Annotated in this window: 12 protein-coding genes, 1 tRNA gene and 1 pseudogene; 3 read left to right on the forward strand and 11 right to left on the reverse strand. The window is 57.6% G+C overall.

Translation table 11 applies throughout. The features are described 5' to 3' along the window. Positions 1-13: 13 nt before the first annotated feature. The 6 genes and pseudogenes from WMO20_RS09900 to WMO20_RS09925 all read right to left on the reverse strand — a co-directional run. Positions 14-160, reverse strand: a pseudogene (locus tag WMO20_RS09900) (type I restriction enzyme endonuclease domain-containing protein); the annotation flags it as partial. 149 nt (positions 161-309) lie between these two features. Further along, positions 310-2469 (reverse strand): 1,3-beta-galactosyl-N-acetylhexosamine phosphorylase, encoded by a 2160-nt coding sequence (gene gnpA, locus WMO20_RS09905; RefSeq protein ID WP_349186744.1) that lies wholly within the window; start codon positions 2467-2469, stop codon positions 310-312. Between the two features lie 29 nt (positions 2470-2498). After that, positions 2499-2690 carry a DUF6903 family protein gene (locus WMO20_RS09910; protein ID WP_097793535.1) on the reverse strand — a complete coding sequence of 64 codons (192 nt, stop codon included), beginning with the start codon at positions 2688-2690 and terminating at the stop codon, positions 2499-2501. 11 nt (positions 2691-2701) lie between these two features. Next, positions 2702-3598 carry a carbohydrate ABC transporter permease gene (locus WMO20_RS09915; protein ID WP_005946252.1) on the reverse strand — a complete coding sequence of 299 codons (897 nt, stop codon included), beginning with the start codon at positions 3596-3598 and terminating at the stop codon, positions 2702-2704. A gap of 12 nt (positions 3599-3610) precedes the next feature. Then, positions 3611-4495, reverse strand: coding sequence for a carbohydrate ABC transporter permease (locus tag WMO20_RS09920; RefSeq protein ID WP_005926926.1), 885 nt, complete (start codon positions 4493-4495; stop codon positions 3611-3613). An 87-nt stretch (positions 4496-4582) separates the two neighbouring features. Then, a complete protein-coding gene (locus WMO20_RS09925; protein ID WP_349186745.1) occupies positions 4583-5956 on the reverse strand; it encodes a carbohydrate ABC transporter substrate-binding protein in 1374 nt (457 codons plus the stop codon). Between the two features lie 415 nt (positions 5957-6371). On the opposite strand from WMO20_RS09925, the gene WMO20_RS09930 reads away from it, so the two are divergent. The 3 genes from WMO20_RS09930 to WMO20_RS09940 all read left to right on the forward strand — a co-directional run bounded on the left by WMO20_RS09930 (position 6372) and on the right by WMO20_RS09940 (position 8765). Then, the gene (locus tag WMO20_RS09930) at positions 6372-7238 is read left to right on the forward strand and encodes an AraC family transcriptional regulator (RefSeq protein ID WP_316539514.1); all 867 of its coding nucleotides are present in this window, start codon (positions 6372-6374) and stop codon (positions 7236-7238) included. Between the two features lie 19 nt (positions 7239-7257). Then, on the forward strand, positions 7258-8367 hold the full coding sequence (locus WMO20_RS09935) for a phosphotransferase enzyme family protein (protein WP_349186766.1): 1110 nt from the start codon (positions 7258-7260) through the stop codon (positions 8365-8367). Between the two features lie 242 nt (positions 8368-8609). Next, entirely contained in the window at positions 8610-8765 is a 156-nt protein-coding gene (locus WMO20_RS09940) for a hypothetical protein (protein ID WP_242983191.1), read from the forward strand. Between the two features lie 127 nt (positions 8766-8892). On the opposite strand, the gene WMO20_RS09945 is transcribed toward WMO20_RS09940, so the two are convergent. From WMO20_RS09945 to WMO20_RS09965, 5 genes are all read right to left on the reverse strand, one after another. Then, positions 8893-8970 (reverse strand) — tRNA-Pro (locus tag WMO20_RS09945). A gap of 150 nt (positions 8971-9120) precedes the next feature. Further along, complete coding sequence (locus WMO20_RS09950; RefSeq protein ID WP_349186746.1) at positions 9121-9915, reverse strand: ComF family protein; 795 nt, start codon at positions 9913-9915, stop codon at positions 9121-9123. Beyond that, on the reverse strand, positions 9915-12056 hold the full coding sequence (locus WMO20_RS09955; RefSeq protein ID WP_349186747.1) for an S-layer homology domain-containing protein: 2142 nt from the start codon (positions 12054-12056) through the stop codon (positions 9915-9917). The genes WMO20_RS09950 and WMO20_RS09955 overlap by 1 nt, the downstream gene beginning before the upstream one ends. Positions 12057-12096: 40 nt before the next feature. Further along, complete coding sequence (locus WMO20_RS09960) at positions 12097-13308, reverse strand: ABC transporter permease (protein ID WP_349186748.1); 1212 nt, start codon at positions 13306-13308, stop codon at positions 12097-12099. Further along, complete coding sequence (locus tag WMO20_RS09965; protein ID WP_112090666.1) at positions 13305-14054, reverse strand: ABC transporter ATP-binding protein; 750 nt, start codon at positions 14052-14054, stop codon at positions 13305-13307. The genes WMO20_RS09960 and WMO20_RS09965 overlap by 4 nt, the downstream gene beginning before the upstream one ends. Positions 14055-14057: the final 3 nt, after the last annotated feature.

A 14057-nucleotide genomic window follows, 5' to 3' on the forward strand; every position in this document is an offset into this window, starting at 1 on the left:
GTCTCCCGGACGACTAGATCTTCCAGCCATTCTTTCTGCACGGTCTTTTTGTTGCAGCCCTTGCGCCGCTTGACATTGGCGCATACTTATATTTTTTCAGCAAGTGCTTCACCATCTTACGCATACTCGCACGGGCAGTTTCTTTTTTCTGCAGGTCTATTACGCTCGCATTACTGAATTTCTGCGTTTCCAGCCATCTCCATTGCAGCGTTCGATTGACACAGGTTGAGTTATCGGCAGATACAGCAAACACAACGGGCAGCTCTGGTAACAGAGCTGCCCGTTGTGTTCGTTTATGAAAAGGAGAACTTAGATCTCATACCACTTGATCTCGTTGGCATCCAGATGCAGAGCAAAGCTGCTGCCGTCTGTGGTGTAAACGGTGGTGTCCTGCGGCTCGTAGGTGTTGTTCACCACGCAGTACTTGCCGTTTTTGACGTAGGCGTGCACCTCCACGTTGTAGTTGGAGCTGAACCATGTATGCAGTTCCTCCTCGCTGTGGGCGCTCCACAGGATAGCACGGTACAGGGTACGGCTGTTGGCAAAGCTGTACGGCACGCCGCTGATGTACACGGCACGACCCTTGCCGAAGTCGTGGGCGGCCATCTGTACTTCCTTGTTCCGCTGCACCAGCACCTCGGTGCCCTCAAGGGCGTAGATGTTCTTTTTGCCCTCGCCAAAGTCCACGGGTTGGTCGGCATCCTGCAGAATGAAATGGTCCGGGTGTTCTTCCCAGTTGTACTTGTCGTAGTTCAGGGTGAAGCCGTTTTCTTGCTCCACGCCCAGCACGCTGGCAAGCTGGAGAATGTGGCCCTGATACGGGTGACCGGAGGGCTCGCCCACGCCGATAAAGCCGCCGCCGTTCCAGACGAACTTGCGGATGGCAGAGGAGATCTCCGGGTCTTCCCACCAGATGCCGCCGGTGTGTGCGGTGTCGGCATCGCCGACATTGATAATGACATCCAACGAATCCAGCAGATGCGGGTCGTTCTTGATATCCTCAAAGCTGATAAACTTCACATCAAAGGGCGCACCGGACAGCATCTCAATGACACCGGCATAGCTATAGTTCTGCTTATAATAGAGGGCGTGATGCACCATGTGGCAGCCCCAAGCCCGCATTTTACCCCAGCAGTTCAGCACGGCCACTCGCTTGACACAGTAGGGCGTGGTGCCCTTGATGTTCTCGTACAGTTCGCGGAACTCGTTGCAGACGCTCTCCACGTAGTCCACGAACTCCGGGAACTGCAAGGCTAGTTTCAGATAGCCGCCATAGCCGATGCGGTCGATGGGCTTGCGCAGGATAGCGCGGCGGGCTGTAACCCAGTTCTCCTTGGCTTCCCGCACCGGGTCGCCGCCCTCGTGGAAGGTGTCGGGGAAGAAGTACGGCAGGAAACGGCCCTCGGTGTACTTCACGCCCTCAATGTCAGAGATCAGGCGCAGGGTGGAGCCGTTGCCCACGCTGCCCACTACAGCATCCAGTCCGATGGTCTTGAACTCCGGCATGAAAGGTTCGGTGCCGATCCAGTGATCGCCGAGGAACATCATGGCTTCGCACCCGCACGCGTGGGTGATGTCCACCATCTCCTTGGCAAGCTTTGCCACCTCGCGGCGCTGGAAGTCCTGAAAATCCCGGAATTCCTTGCTGGGCACCCGGTACTGGTTGTTATAGTAGCCCTGATCGATGATGTACTCCGGGCGGAACTTGTAGCCCACTTCCTGCTCAAACTGGTTGAGGATATAAGGGCTGACCGAAGCAGAGTATCCATACCAGTCCACGAACTTCTCCCGCTTCAGCTCGTCGAAGATCAGGGTGAACTGGTGGAAGAAGGTGGTGTAGCGGATGACGTTAACATAGGGGTGCTCTGCAATGAACTTGCGCAGACGTTCCATCGAATACTTGTGGGTCTTGGGCTGACGGACATCAAAGGTGATCTGGTGCTCAAAATTCGTCCAGCCGTTGGTGGTAGCGTTGTACATATGCACCGGGTCCCAGATGAGGTAAGCCAGAAAACTGACGGTATACTCATGGAACGGTACGGCCTGTACGGTCACACTGCCGTCGGCGTAGCTCCACTGCTCCGGCGGCACGGGCTGACCGGTGGTTCGATCCATGACCTCCCACCAGCGGGTGATGTCGTCGTTGGTGTTCACCTGCATCAGCTCCGGGCTGATGCCCTTCATCAGCGGGATGGTCACGGTGTCGCCGGGTGCGGTGTAGAAGCCGGTCATGATGTAGCACTGCTGCACCTCGTCCGGGTTCGCCTTGGCCCATGCGTTATCCTTGCGGGTGGTATAATAGGTGGAGTAGATCTTTGCATCGGCATCCTTCAGCTGCTGCGGGAAGTCGGTGCCGTCGCAGTCGCGGATGGCGTCTGCACCCCACTTTTTTAAGATCTCCAGCGTTTCGGGCACAACGTCCAAGTCTGTGGGAATGGTCACGCGCCCGGACTTTCTTGTTTCATCCATAGGGATTCTCCTTTACCTCTCTCTTATCCTCAATCCTGATAGGTCGCATTGTAGATGGCCAGCACAGCCAGCAGCAGCGCTACGCCCACCAGCATGATGCCAAGCCCTGCCAGCTGTCCGGTCATTTTCCAGCCGGACACCACCAGCACCAGTGCCAGTACGAACAGCACCAGCATCAGGATCATACGCAGGGCGGGATGGTTTTTCCAATATGCTTTCATCGTCTGTCACCTTAACCTTTCAGGCCGCCCACGGTCATACCCTGCGTCAGCTGCCGCTGCACGCAGATGTACAAAATCAGGGTGGGCAGCATCACCAGCACAAGACCTGCGTACATGGTACCGTACTGGGCGGCGCTCTGCTGCGCCTGCATCAGGTTCAAAAGACCTACCGGCAGGGTGCGGGGTGCCTTGGTGGAGCTCATCAGGGTCATGGAGATGATATACTCGTTCCAGAAGGACAGGAAGTTGAACAGGATAATGGTGATGATGGAGGGCTTTGCCATGGGGAAGATGATGCGGGTCATGGTGGAAAAGTAGCTTGCACCGTCGATATAGGCGGCCTCCTCAAAATCGTGGGGCAGGGTGGCAAAGTAGCCCGACAGCAGGTAGATGGTAAAGGGCAGCGCGGTGGCGGCGTACACCACCGCCAGCACCACCAGATTGTTCAGCAAAAAGCCGCTGCCGAAGTGGCTTTTCAGCCACACATCGCCGTCCCGCAGCATCAGGAAGATGGGCACCACGATGTAGTTCACGTTGATGAACAGGCCCGCCATGAACAGGGTGTTCAGCACCTTGCACCCCTTGAAGTGAAAGCGGGACAGGCAGTAGGCGGCGGGCAGGGCAACAACCAGCAGCAGCGCCAGCGCCAGCGCGGTGACGATGACCGAGTTGAGCATATATTCGCCCATTTTCGCGCCGTTCCATGCGTTGACGAAGTTCTGCCAGTAGAACCCGGCGGGCAGTGCCCACGGGTTGCCGTAGAACTCTGCATTCTGCTTGATGGAGGCCATGAACACCCATGCCACCGGCACGATGATGGTAACGGCCAGCAGAACCAGCACAAAATAGATGAAAAACTTGTACAGACCTTCCGCAGAGCGGGAAGATTTTTCGGTGGTATTCTGCATCTTCTTCCCTCCTTAAAATTCCAGCGTATCGCGGTTGGTGACTTTGTTGACACAGGCAGACAGGGCAAACGAGAACAGGAAGATTACCACGCCGATGGCCATACTGTAACCATACAGGCCAGCGTCTTTCTGGCTGTACATATAGCTCAGCGCCACATCCGATGCGCCGTTGGGCCCGCCGCTGGTCATGGCCTTGACGAAGAGGAAGGCCATGTTGATGGTGGAGATGATAAAGAAGGTGAGGGTGGTGCGGATATTCGTCCAGATGAGGGGGATGGTGATCTGGAAGAACTGGGTCAGCCGCCCGGCACCGTCCAGATTGGCGCTCTCGTACAGGCTGATGGGCACGGCAGACATGGAGGCCATGTACATGACCATGTAGTAGCCGATGGCCTGCCACACCATGGCAATGATGATGGAGGGGATGACCAGTTTTTCGCCCTTCCACAGGATGGGGTCGCTCATGTTGCGGAACAGGCCGATGATGCTGTTCAGCATGCCGTTTTCCGGCTTATAGATGGCAGAGAAGATGCCGGAGATGACGACCACCGACAGGATGTTGGGGATGTAGAAGATGATGCGGAAAAAGTTCTGGCCTTTGATCTTCTCCCGGGTGAGGATGGCGGCAAATACCAGTGCAAAGGCGAAGGTGATCAGGGTGACCGTTACCACCAGCAGGATCATATTCTGCATGGAGCGGATGAACTGGGCGTCCCGCAGCAGATGCTGGAAGTTTTTAAGCCCCACAAAAGTCTCGTTGGGAGAATAGGCACCCCGCTCATACAAACTCATGCGGAACACGTTGAGGGTGGGCAGGATCATAAAGAGGAAAAACAGGATGGTAGCTGGTGCCACACAGAGGAATACGAACCGTTTGCGGCTTTTATCCGTTCTCATAGGGGATTGACCGCTCCTTTCTTGATGGTACTGTACAGCCCAAAAAAGCGGAGGCGGTAAAAACCGCCCCCGCTGGGCAGGGCTTAATTACTCGATGATGTTGGCGCGCATCTGGTCGCTGGCGGACTTGATGCCATCGATCCACTGCTGCTCGGTCATGCTGCCGGACACCAGAGAGTTGACAGGGTCGAAGAACACGGTGCGCACTTCCACACCGGGGATGGCGCTGAAGGCTGCAAAGTTGCCCATGGCGGCCTTCGCGCCGTTATCGTAGATGGAGTAGAACATCTTGTTGTCGCCTTCCAGACTGTCGGCGATGCCCAGCACAGGCTGGATAGCGCCGCTCTCGGCAAACAGCTTGCAGGCTTCATCGCTGTACAGGTAAGCCACGAACTGCTTGGCGGCATCCTGATGCTCGGCACCCGCCGGGATCCATGCCTGCTCGAACCAAGTGTAGCTGTAACCATCGCCGCCGGCCTTGACAGCGGGCAGGGCGGTCATGCCCCACTCAAAGCCGTCTGCACGGGGAGCCTCGGCCATCTCGCCCACGATCCAGGTGCCGTTGGGCATGAACAGGGCCTTGTTGTCCAGCACCAGCTGCTGGTTCTGGGTAAAGTCCTGATCGTTGGCCTGTGCGGGGGTGATGGGGTTGGTGTAGGAAGCCAGCTTTGCCACGATATCAAAGCAGGTCTTTGCTTCGGGGGTGTCCCAGATGCCTTCTTCGTAGTGGGTAGCCTTGTTGAAGAAGTCAGGGCCGCCTGCGGCGTACATCAGTGCGTAGAAGAATGCGTCGAAGTAGCCGGTGGTGGGGTAGGTGAACAGATAGGTGCCCTCGGCAGCAGCTTTATCACCCAATGCCCACATCTCGTCCCAAGTAGTAGGCACATCCCAGCCCTTTTCCTTCAGGAAACCGGCGTTGTAGAACAGGCCGCAGGGGCTGTAGAACATGGGAGCCAGATAGGTTTTGCCGTCGCCGTAGGGGTTGGTCAGGGAGGTGTCGGTAAAGCCGCCGGCGATCTTCTCGCTCACCTTCTTGCTCTCGCCGGGCACGGTCATGCTCAGCACATCGGTGATGTCGGCGATCAGGTTGCCCTTGATGAACTGCTCGGTCAGGGCAGCCTCACGGCCGGTGGCCAGATGGACAACGTCGGGGTAGTCGCCGCCCTGCATGGAGGGGCCGATGACGTCCTCCAGCTTCTTGTCGGTGGTCAGGTCCACCTTGATGCCGGTCTGTGCGGTAAAGGCCTCGGCGACCTTCTTCCACATATCAGCGCCGTAGCCGGTCTCGATGGCGGCTACCTTGATGGTAACGTCTGCAGCCGCCGCTGCGGAAGAAGCGGCGGTGGAGGATGCCACGCTGGATGCGGTGGAGCTGGAAGAGCCGCCGCAGGCAGCCAGACCCAGTGCAGCGGCGCCAACGCCGGCCGCCTTCAGGAAATTACGACGAGAAATACGATTCATACTGTGTTGCCTCCATCATTTTGTTCCGTTCAAACACAGCCGGGCAAACAGGCTTTGCCCGAAGGACTGTGTGTTTTTCTGTCTCCAATATAAATTCTTTCGCTTCCTTGCTCAAGAGGTTTGTTGTTTCATTTTTTATAGATATTGCTTTCTAAAAAATTCTTCCAGCAAAAGTGCTAAAAATCTTTTAAAAGTTTCAGCATAATCCCCAACCTGTAACTGTTTTGACATATTTCGAAGGGACTCGAGAAACAAAAATATAAAAATTAGCCTAAAATCAGGGCTTGCTTTTTTTGTGTGTTCCCTCTATAATGAGGGTAAAGTGCACGAAACAACGCACCATTTTGGGGTAATATTTTCAGAATGTTGCGTTTGTTTTTAGAAAATTTGCGTTTCCCGAAGGAGCCGATCATCTATGAGTACCCAGCGCTTTGATATCCGCCACGCGCCCGCTCCGCGGGAATCCTTCCGTCTGCTGTACATCAGCAAGAGCCGGTTTGGCGGCGATTGGAACAGTACCACCCACACCCACTCCTGCACGGAGCTGTTCTACTGCCTCAGCGGCGAGGGACAGTTCTACCTTGCCGGGCAGCTGTTCCCGGTAAAGCCGGACGATATGGTCATTGTGAACCCGCAGGTGGAGCATACCGAGCTTAGCCTGAACGCCTCGCCCTTGGAGTATATCGTGCTGGGCGTTGCCAGCATGGAGTTTTTGTTCAGCAAGACGGATACGAACTACGCCATCTTCAATTGCCGGGAGAACCGGGAACGGATGGTCACGTTGCTGCACATGCTGCTGGCCGAGGCCGACCGCAGCTTAGACGGCTGCGAGACCGTTTGTCAGGACCTGCTGGAGGTACTGCTGATCTGGCTGGTGCGCTGCACCACCATTTCGCTGCAGCTGGAGGAGGCTGCCCCGACCGAGAACCGGGAGTGTACCGAGATCAAGCGGTATCTGGACACCAACTACCGCGAGGATATCTCGCTGGACCTGCTGGCAGAGCTTGCCCACCTGAACAAATACTATCTGGCCCACACCTTCCAGCGGGAGTACGGCATTTCCCCAATTACTTACCTGAACCGCCGCCGCATTGAGGAGAGCAAGCATATGCTGGGCAACACCAGCTACAGTCTGGCGCAGATCAGCGAGCTGATGGGCTTTTCCTCCCCCAGCTATTTCTCCCAGTGCTTCCGCAAGGCGGAGGGCATGACCCCCAACGAATACCGCCGTCAGACGCGGCAGGGAAAACGCCCCGCCCCGACAAAACGGCATGAAGTATAACGAAAACGAGGAATTTATGATGAAATCCGTTACCCTTTCTCTGCTCCAGTCTGCTGCAAATGCCTTTGATTTTGGCGGGCCTGTGCTCTGCGATGCTCACCACTATGGTGAGGGGCATATCAACGACACCTTTGTGGTCTGGCGGGAAGATCATTCCAAACGCTTTATTTTGCAGCGCATCAACACAGATACCTTTACTAACCCGGTGGGCCTGATGGAGAATGTCTGCGGCGTGACCCGGCATCTGCGGGCGAAAATTCTTGCCGAGGGCGGCGATCCAACACGGGAAACGCTGAATGTCATCCCAACTTTGTCGGGGTCGACTTGCTATCTGGATGCAGACGGCGGCGCATGGCGTGCCTACGACTTTGTAGAAGATACCATCTGTTTGCAGCAGGTCGGCAGCGAAGCCGACTTCCGCACCGTGGCCGAGACACTGGGCAAATTCCAGAACCAGCTGGAGGATTACCCGGCCTCCACCCTCCACGAAACCATCGCCCGCTTCCACGACACGCCCAACCGCTATGCCAATTTTGAAAAAGCCCTCGCCGCCGATGCACTGGGCCGGGCAAAAAATATCACGTCGGAAATCGAATTTATCCATGCGAGGGAGCAGGACTGCCATGTCCTGCTGGATCAGCTGGCAGCTGGCGAAATTCCTCTGCGCGTCACCCACAATGACACCAAGATCAACAATGTCCTCATCGATGCCGCTACCGGAAAAGGCATCTGTGTTATTGACCTCGACACCGTGATGCCGGGACTTTCGGCCTACGACTTCGGCGATTCCATCCGCACCGGTGCCAACGACTGCGCTGAGGATGAACCTGACCAGAGCAAGGTCCATTTTGACCTGCATCTGTACGAAGTGTTCGCCAAAGGGTATCTCTCCACTGCCGGGGCATCCATGAGCATGGCAGAAAAAAAGAGTCTTGCATGGGGTGCAAGGCTCATGACACTGGAATGCGGCATCCGTTTTCTGACTGACTATCTGGAGGGCGACCATTATTTCCATGTTGCTCGCCCGGATCACAACCTCGACCGCGCCCGCACCCAGTTCACACTGGTGCGGCAGATGGAAGAGGTTTTCGATCAGATGCTGGAAATCGTCTGCCCGGACAATCACTGATTTCGCAATCTCCTCCATTCGGATACAGCAAGAAGCATGGACGCTCTCCTTTTCGGGGGCGTCCATGCTTCTTTTTACAGCTTATGCCCGATAATGTGCAGCGTGATGTGATTCTGGAGATCATTCACAAGCATAAGGACTACCTTACTTCTCTGGAAGCCGCACTCGCAGATGTTAAAGACCAGACAGCATAACAACAGGCACATGGTATGCTGTTTACCGATGTCCAAAGGAGCGTGCGTTTGAACAAAAAGAAAAAGCCCACAAACACTTCCCCTTATCCCGATGAAGTCATCGACCGTCTGGCACGGGCATTCTACCCGGCCATTCTTGCCTGCTGGAACAGCGAGGAAGGCCAGCGGTCACTTGTCGGGGCGGAGGCCCCTCCATCTTGCTAACGCAAGACCGTTCGGTCGCTCAAAAGCCCCACTGGGGCTTTTGTTGCTGCGCAAACGCTAATTTTCCGAAGAAAACAAATAATCCGAACCCATCTCCTATCGGAAACAAGTTCGGATTATTTTTGTTTGGTCCGAGTGGCGAGAATCGAACTCACGGCCTCTTGAACCCCATTCAAGCGCGCTACCAAAACTGCGCTACACCCGGATATCTGTTTGCGTTTGCCGCTCACAGCTTGATTAGTATACCCGACTTTTCCCGTTTTGTCAAGCGCTTTTTCCAAATTTCTTATGCCGTTTTTACATTTTGCTTTCCCGGCCTTTGCCCGCCGAAGGGATGCGCGAAAGAGCGTTATTTTCAAAAATCGCTATACACATCTTCCTCGTCATCCTCGCAGATCGGGGTGGTGTCGTCCGGCGGTGCGCCAAACTCTACCGTGGCAAAGGCCAGCGCGAACACGCTGTCTGCCCCGGCATGGAGCAGTGCCTGTGCGCAGGCGGCAGCGGTCGTGCCGGTGGTGATCACGTCATCCACCAGCAGGATGCGCTTGCCCTCCACCTGCTGCGGCTGTGCCGCCCGGAACGCGCCTGCTACGTTGGCCATGCGCTGCTCCAGCGGCAGACCAGCCTGATGCCGTTTGGCGCGGGTACGCTCCAATGCCTGCGGTGCCAGCGGCACCTCCATGGCTTTTGCCAGCGGCAGCGCCATCAGCTCCGGCACGTTGTAGCCGCGCTTTTTGCCGGAGGCCGGCACCGGCACGATCAGGTCGTACCCGATAGCTGCCCACGGCACCGGCTGCGGGAGCAGCTCGCCGTACTGCACGGTCAGTTCCCCGCCAAAGGCCAGCTGCACCAGACGGTTGCCCATCTCCACAGCCCGCCACGGCTTGCCCTGATACTTTGTGTTCAGGATGCCGCGCCGCACACAGCCGCTGTAGCGGTAGGGCGCAGCTGCACCGGCCAGATTGCTGATATAGTGCTGCGCCGGGTCCAGCCGGATACCCGGCTTGCGGCGCAGCGCTTCCAGCTGCTCTGCACAGTCCGGGCAATCCCGTACATCTCCCAGCACCCGGCCGCAGAAGGGGCACTCACGCGGGTAGAGCAGCTGCCGTACCGCCCGCAGCGCCCTGCGCCGGGGGTCATAGTAGTCCATCAGTCCTTTTTGACTGCCACGATCACCCGCACGCGCTTGCCTGCTGCGCAGCCAAAGTTATCGTACCAGCCGGTCAGGTAGTAGCCCTCGGAGTTCACCTCGGAAAGCTTGGTGGCATAATACTGACCCTTGTACCACAGGTACACCTGCATATCGTCAGCCGTCTCGTAGCGGGTGCCGTTGCTCATCACCGATGCTGCGCCCACCTTGTCGATCTTCATGGGCATCAGCTGGATCATGGTCTTTACCGTGCCGTTCACGTTCTGCCGCACTGCCAGACCGCCCGCCAGCACCGGATACTTGACGGAGGTGGAAAAGCTGGCCTGACTACCGTTGACGTAGCAGATATAAGTAGCGCCGCCGCCCACAAAGTTGAGGATGGTGCTCATGGGCTGACCAGTGATATCGGCCAGCTGCTTGAGACCGATGCTCAGCAGCGAACCGGAGCTGCTGGTGATGCGGTTCCAGACCGTGCTCAGCAGCGAGCCGTCAATGACGCCCCACAGGATCTCGCTGGTGGTGGGCACCAGTACATCGCGCAGATCATCCGTCACCGTCGTGGTGTTGGTGGTACTGCCAGTGCTGCCGGAGCTGGAAGAGCTGTTCCCGGAGGAACTGCTCCCCGAACCGGAGGAGCCGCTGCCGGTCAGGGTGCCCAGAATGGAGCTGGCGTTGACGGCCAGATTCTTCACATCGTCCAGCACGCCGTATTTCCACAGGTCGCCGGTGACATCGTTCAGGATCAGGCGGTCGATCTGTCCCTGTTCATTCAGCGTATAGTAGCGCACGGTCAGGGCATTCAGCTTTGTCCCCGCTATTCGGCTGGGACGAACCGTCCCAGCCAACCCCTCCGATGTCGTATCCAGAATTTGTACGTCATCGGCCAGAGCATAGTCCCCCAGCGCGGTGGCGGTTTCGTTGATGGTACCGCTGACCGATTTGGACTCGATGGCGGTCACCTGCTCTCCCTCGGGGGTCACGCTGATCTCCACCAGCCAGCCGGTGGGATAGTTCAGGCTTTTGTCGATGTTCACGGTGCGGATGATGCCGTCGGTGCACATCACCGAGATCTTTTGCAGCACGTCTGCGCCGTTATCCTCTACAAGACTGCGGTTGGCGGTCTGCACCACGCCGTAGAACACGCTGTCGGCTTCCTCGCCGGTGATCACATCGGCTACCTCGTTGTCCATGCCCAGCAGCAGGGTGACCACTTCGCCCACGCCGCCGCCGTTCAGGGTGGAGATCTTGGACGCCACCGCAGCGCTGCCCAGACTGTAGGTGCTGCCCGCCACAGTCAGTGCTGTAGGTGCGCTGGCGCTGGGCGATACCGCGGTAATGCGGCCTGCGGCGCGGCGGGTGTAGATCCACACCGTCTGCAGGCTTTCGCTGTAATAGTACACATCGTACTTGTTCAGCTCTGCCGAAGCGGAGGTCTTATCGTTGCGGTAGACGCTCACCGGCGTAAAGGGCAGCTGGGTGCCCTCCTCCGCCACAAAGGGACCCTTGCGGCTCTTGAGCAGCACCGAGGAGGTATCCACCTGACCGTTGGACACCGTAAAGCCCAGCGAGCTGCCGTAGGCGCTGCCGCTTGCGGTGTTGGCGCGCAGGGCGTTGTACAGCAGCAGGGTGCACTGCTCGTAGGTCATAGCCTGACCCTGCGTGCAGGTCAGCTGATCCCGCAGACCGATCTGCTGCGCCTTGTTCAGCTGTGCCTGCGGGAAGGAGCCGGTCAGGTCGGTGGTCTTATAGCTCAGCAGCTTCAGCACCGCTGCACAGGCTTCCTCCAGCGTGACGGTGTTGTCCGGGCGGAAGGAGCCGTCGGTGTAGCCGTTCATCCAGCCCTGCTGCACCGCAATGCGGATGTAGGGTGCCCACTGGGAGGTGCCGGGCACATCCCGGTACAAGGTGCCCACAGTTCCCTGCGCGTCCACACTCTCCCGGTAGGTGGAAAAGGACACCAGCATTTTGGCAAAGGCACCGCGGGTAACGTTGGCGCCAAGCTCCTGACCGGTGGGCACAGCGCCCAGAGTGATAGCCGTCTGCAGAGCCGTATTGTTGATGCTGGCCGCCGAGACCGGCAGCACCAGCACCGACACCGCAATGCTGACCGCCAGCAGAAATGCGAGAATCCGTTTTTTCATTGGTCGTACCTCTTGTTCTTTGTTTATCACGCCGCCGCGCTCAATCGTAGCGCAATGCTTCAATGGGGTTCAGCCGGGCTGCGCGCCGTGCCGGCAGATAACCGAACAGCACGCCGATGCCCACCGAGATGCCAAAGGCCACCACAATGGAGTTAAAGGAGGGGCTTACCGTAACGGTGGTATCAGTCATGAACATGGGCAGCACCCTGTTCGCCACCATGGACATTACATAGCCCAGCGCAATGCCTAAAACGCCGCCCAGCGCAGAGGTGGTAGCTGCCTCCACCACGAACTGCGCCAGAATGGTGCGTTCCTTTGCGCCCAGCGCCTTGCGGATGCCGATCTCGCGAGTGCGCTCGGTCACCGACACCAGCATGATGTTCATAATGCCGATGCCGCCCACCAGCAGCGAGATGCTGGCGATGCCGGTAAGTATCACGATGACCATGTTGATCATCTTGTTCATTTCCTCCAGCCACTCGCTGGCACTGTACACATAGTAGCCGTTTTCGGTCTTGAGGATCGACATCAATTCCTCTTCCATGGTGGTCTTGGCCTCGTTGGCAAGGCTTTCGTCGGCCATCATGGCAGTGTAGCAGTCCACCATGCTCTGGCTGGAAAGCCGCATCACGGTGGTGTAGGGCAGATAAACACAGTCATCGTCGCTGCCCTGCTGCATGGTAGGGTCGCTGACCTTGGCAGACAGCACGCCTACAACGCGGAACTTGTTGGCACCGATCTTGAGGGTCTGTCCCACGCCGTTGCCGCCAAAGGCCACGCGGTTGAGGTAATCGCCGATGACGCAGACCTGCTTATTGTCCTGCATATCCATGTACTGCAGGCCGCGTCCCTGAACGATCTGGTAGTTTTTCATTTCGGTAAAGTTTTCGTCCACACCACTCATGTTGGACCAGCGGTAGCTGGTGGTGCCGATCTTCAGCGTACCGCTGGCGCTGCCGCTGAAGTTGACCTGCGGCGACACCGCCTTGATCAGGTCGGAATGCCGCTGGCAGATATCGTACATCTCCTCCACCGGCACGGTGCGGGAGCCATAGCCCCACACCTGAATGCTGAGGGTGTTGGTGCCCAGTGCGGAAAAGCTGTCCCGCATACTTTTGGTCATACCGTTGCCCAGACCCACGATGACGATGACCGCCATCACGCCGATGATGATGCCCAGCATGGTCAGAAAGGTGCGCAGCTTGTTGCTCCACACATTCTGGATGGCCTGCCGGAAGGTTTCAAAGATCATGCCTGTTCCTCCTTTTCCGGCGTTTCGGGCAGCAGGGTGGGCTGCACCATAGCCTCCGGTGCGTGGGAGTCGCCGTCATACACCACCTGACCGTCCTCCAGCCGGATGATGCGGTCGGCCTGCACGGCAATGGAGTTGTCGTGGGTGATCAGCACTACGGTGTGTCCCTGCTTGTGCAGCTGCTGCAAAAGCCCCAGCACCTCGCGGCCGGTATGGGAGTCCAGCGCGCCGGTGGGCTCGTCTGCCAGAATGACCGGCGGGTTGCGCACCAGTGCCCGCGCAATGGACACACGCTGCTGCTGACCGCCGGAAAGCTGGTTGGGGCGGTTTTTCAGCTTGTCGCCAAGCCCCACCTGCTCCAGCACCTCCCGGGCGCGGACATGGCGGTCGGCGCGGGAGATGCCCGCATACACCAGCGGCACCTCCACGTTTTCCATCAGGTTCAGCTTGGGCAGCAGATTGTACTGCTGGAAGATAAAGCCCAGCATCTCGTTGCGGATGGCGGCCAGCTCGTTGCGGTTCATCTTGCCCACATCCCGGCCGTTGAGCCGGTAGGTGCCGTGGGTGGGCACATCCAGACAGCCGATGATGTTCATGCAGGTGGATTTGCCCGAACCGGACTGGCCCACGATGGCCACGAACTCGCCTTTTTCGATTTTCATGGTGATGTGGTCGGCAGCCTTTACCGTGGTATCGCCCATCTGGTAATACTTGCACACCGCATCAAACTCGATCAGAGCGCTCATTCA

The organism is Faecalibacterium intestinale (genome assembly GCF_040096575.1).
Classification (GTDB): domain Bacteria; phylum Bacillota; class Clostridia; order Oscillospirales; family Ruminococcaceae; genus Faecalibacterium; species Faecalibacterium intestinale.

Coding starts and splice junctions, on each gene's coding strand:
- WMO20_RS09955 (WP_349186747.1), bottom strand. CDS start 12,056: ATGAAAAAACGGATTCTCGCATTTCTGCTGGCGGTCAGCATTGCGGTG.
- WMO20_RS09920 (WP_005926926.1), bottom strand. CDS start 4,495: ATGAGAACGGATAAAAGCCGCAAACGGTTCGTATTCCTCTGTGTGGCA.
- WMO20_RS09915 (WP_005946252.1), bottom strand. CDS start 3,598: ATGCAGAATACCACCGAAAAATCTTCCCGCTCTGCGGAAGGTCTGTAC.
- WMO20_RS09910 (WP_097793535.1), bottom strand. CDS start 2,690: ATGAAAGCATATTGGAAAAACCATCCCGCCCTGCGTATGATCCTGATG.
- WMO20_RS09925 (WP_349186745.1), bottom strand. CDS start 5,956: ATGAATCGTATTTCTCGTCGTAATTTCCTGAAGGCGGCCGGCGTTGGC.
- WMO20_RS09930 (WP_316539514.1), top strand. CDS start 6,372: ATGAGTACCCAGCGCTTTGATATCCGCCACGCGCCCGCTCCGCGGGAA.
- WMO20_RS09960 (WP_349186748.1), bottom strand. CDS start 13,308: ATGATCTTTGAAACCTTCCGGCAGGCCATCCAGAATGTGTGGAGCAAC.
- gnpA (WP_349186744.1), bottom strand. CDS start 2,469: ATGGATGAAACAAGAAAGTCCGGGCGCGTGACCATTCCCACAGACTTG.
- WMO20_RS09935 (WP_349186766.1), top strand. CDS start 7,258: ATGAAATCCGTTACCCTTTCTCTGCTCCAGTCTGCTGCAAATGCCTTT.
- WMO20_RS09950 (WP_349186746.1), bottom strand. CDS start 9,915: ATGGACTACTATGACCCCCGGCGCAGGGCGCTGCGGGCGGTACGGCAG.
- WMO20_RS09965 (WP_112090666.1), bottom strand. CDS start 14,054: ATGAGCGCTCTGATCGAGTTTGATGCGGTGTGCAAGTATTACCAGATG.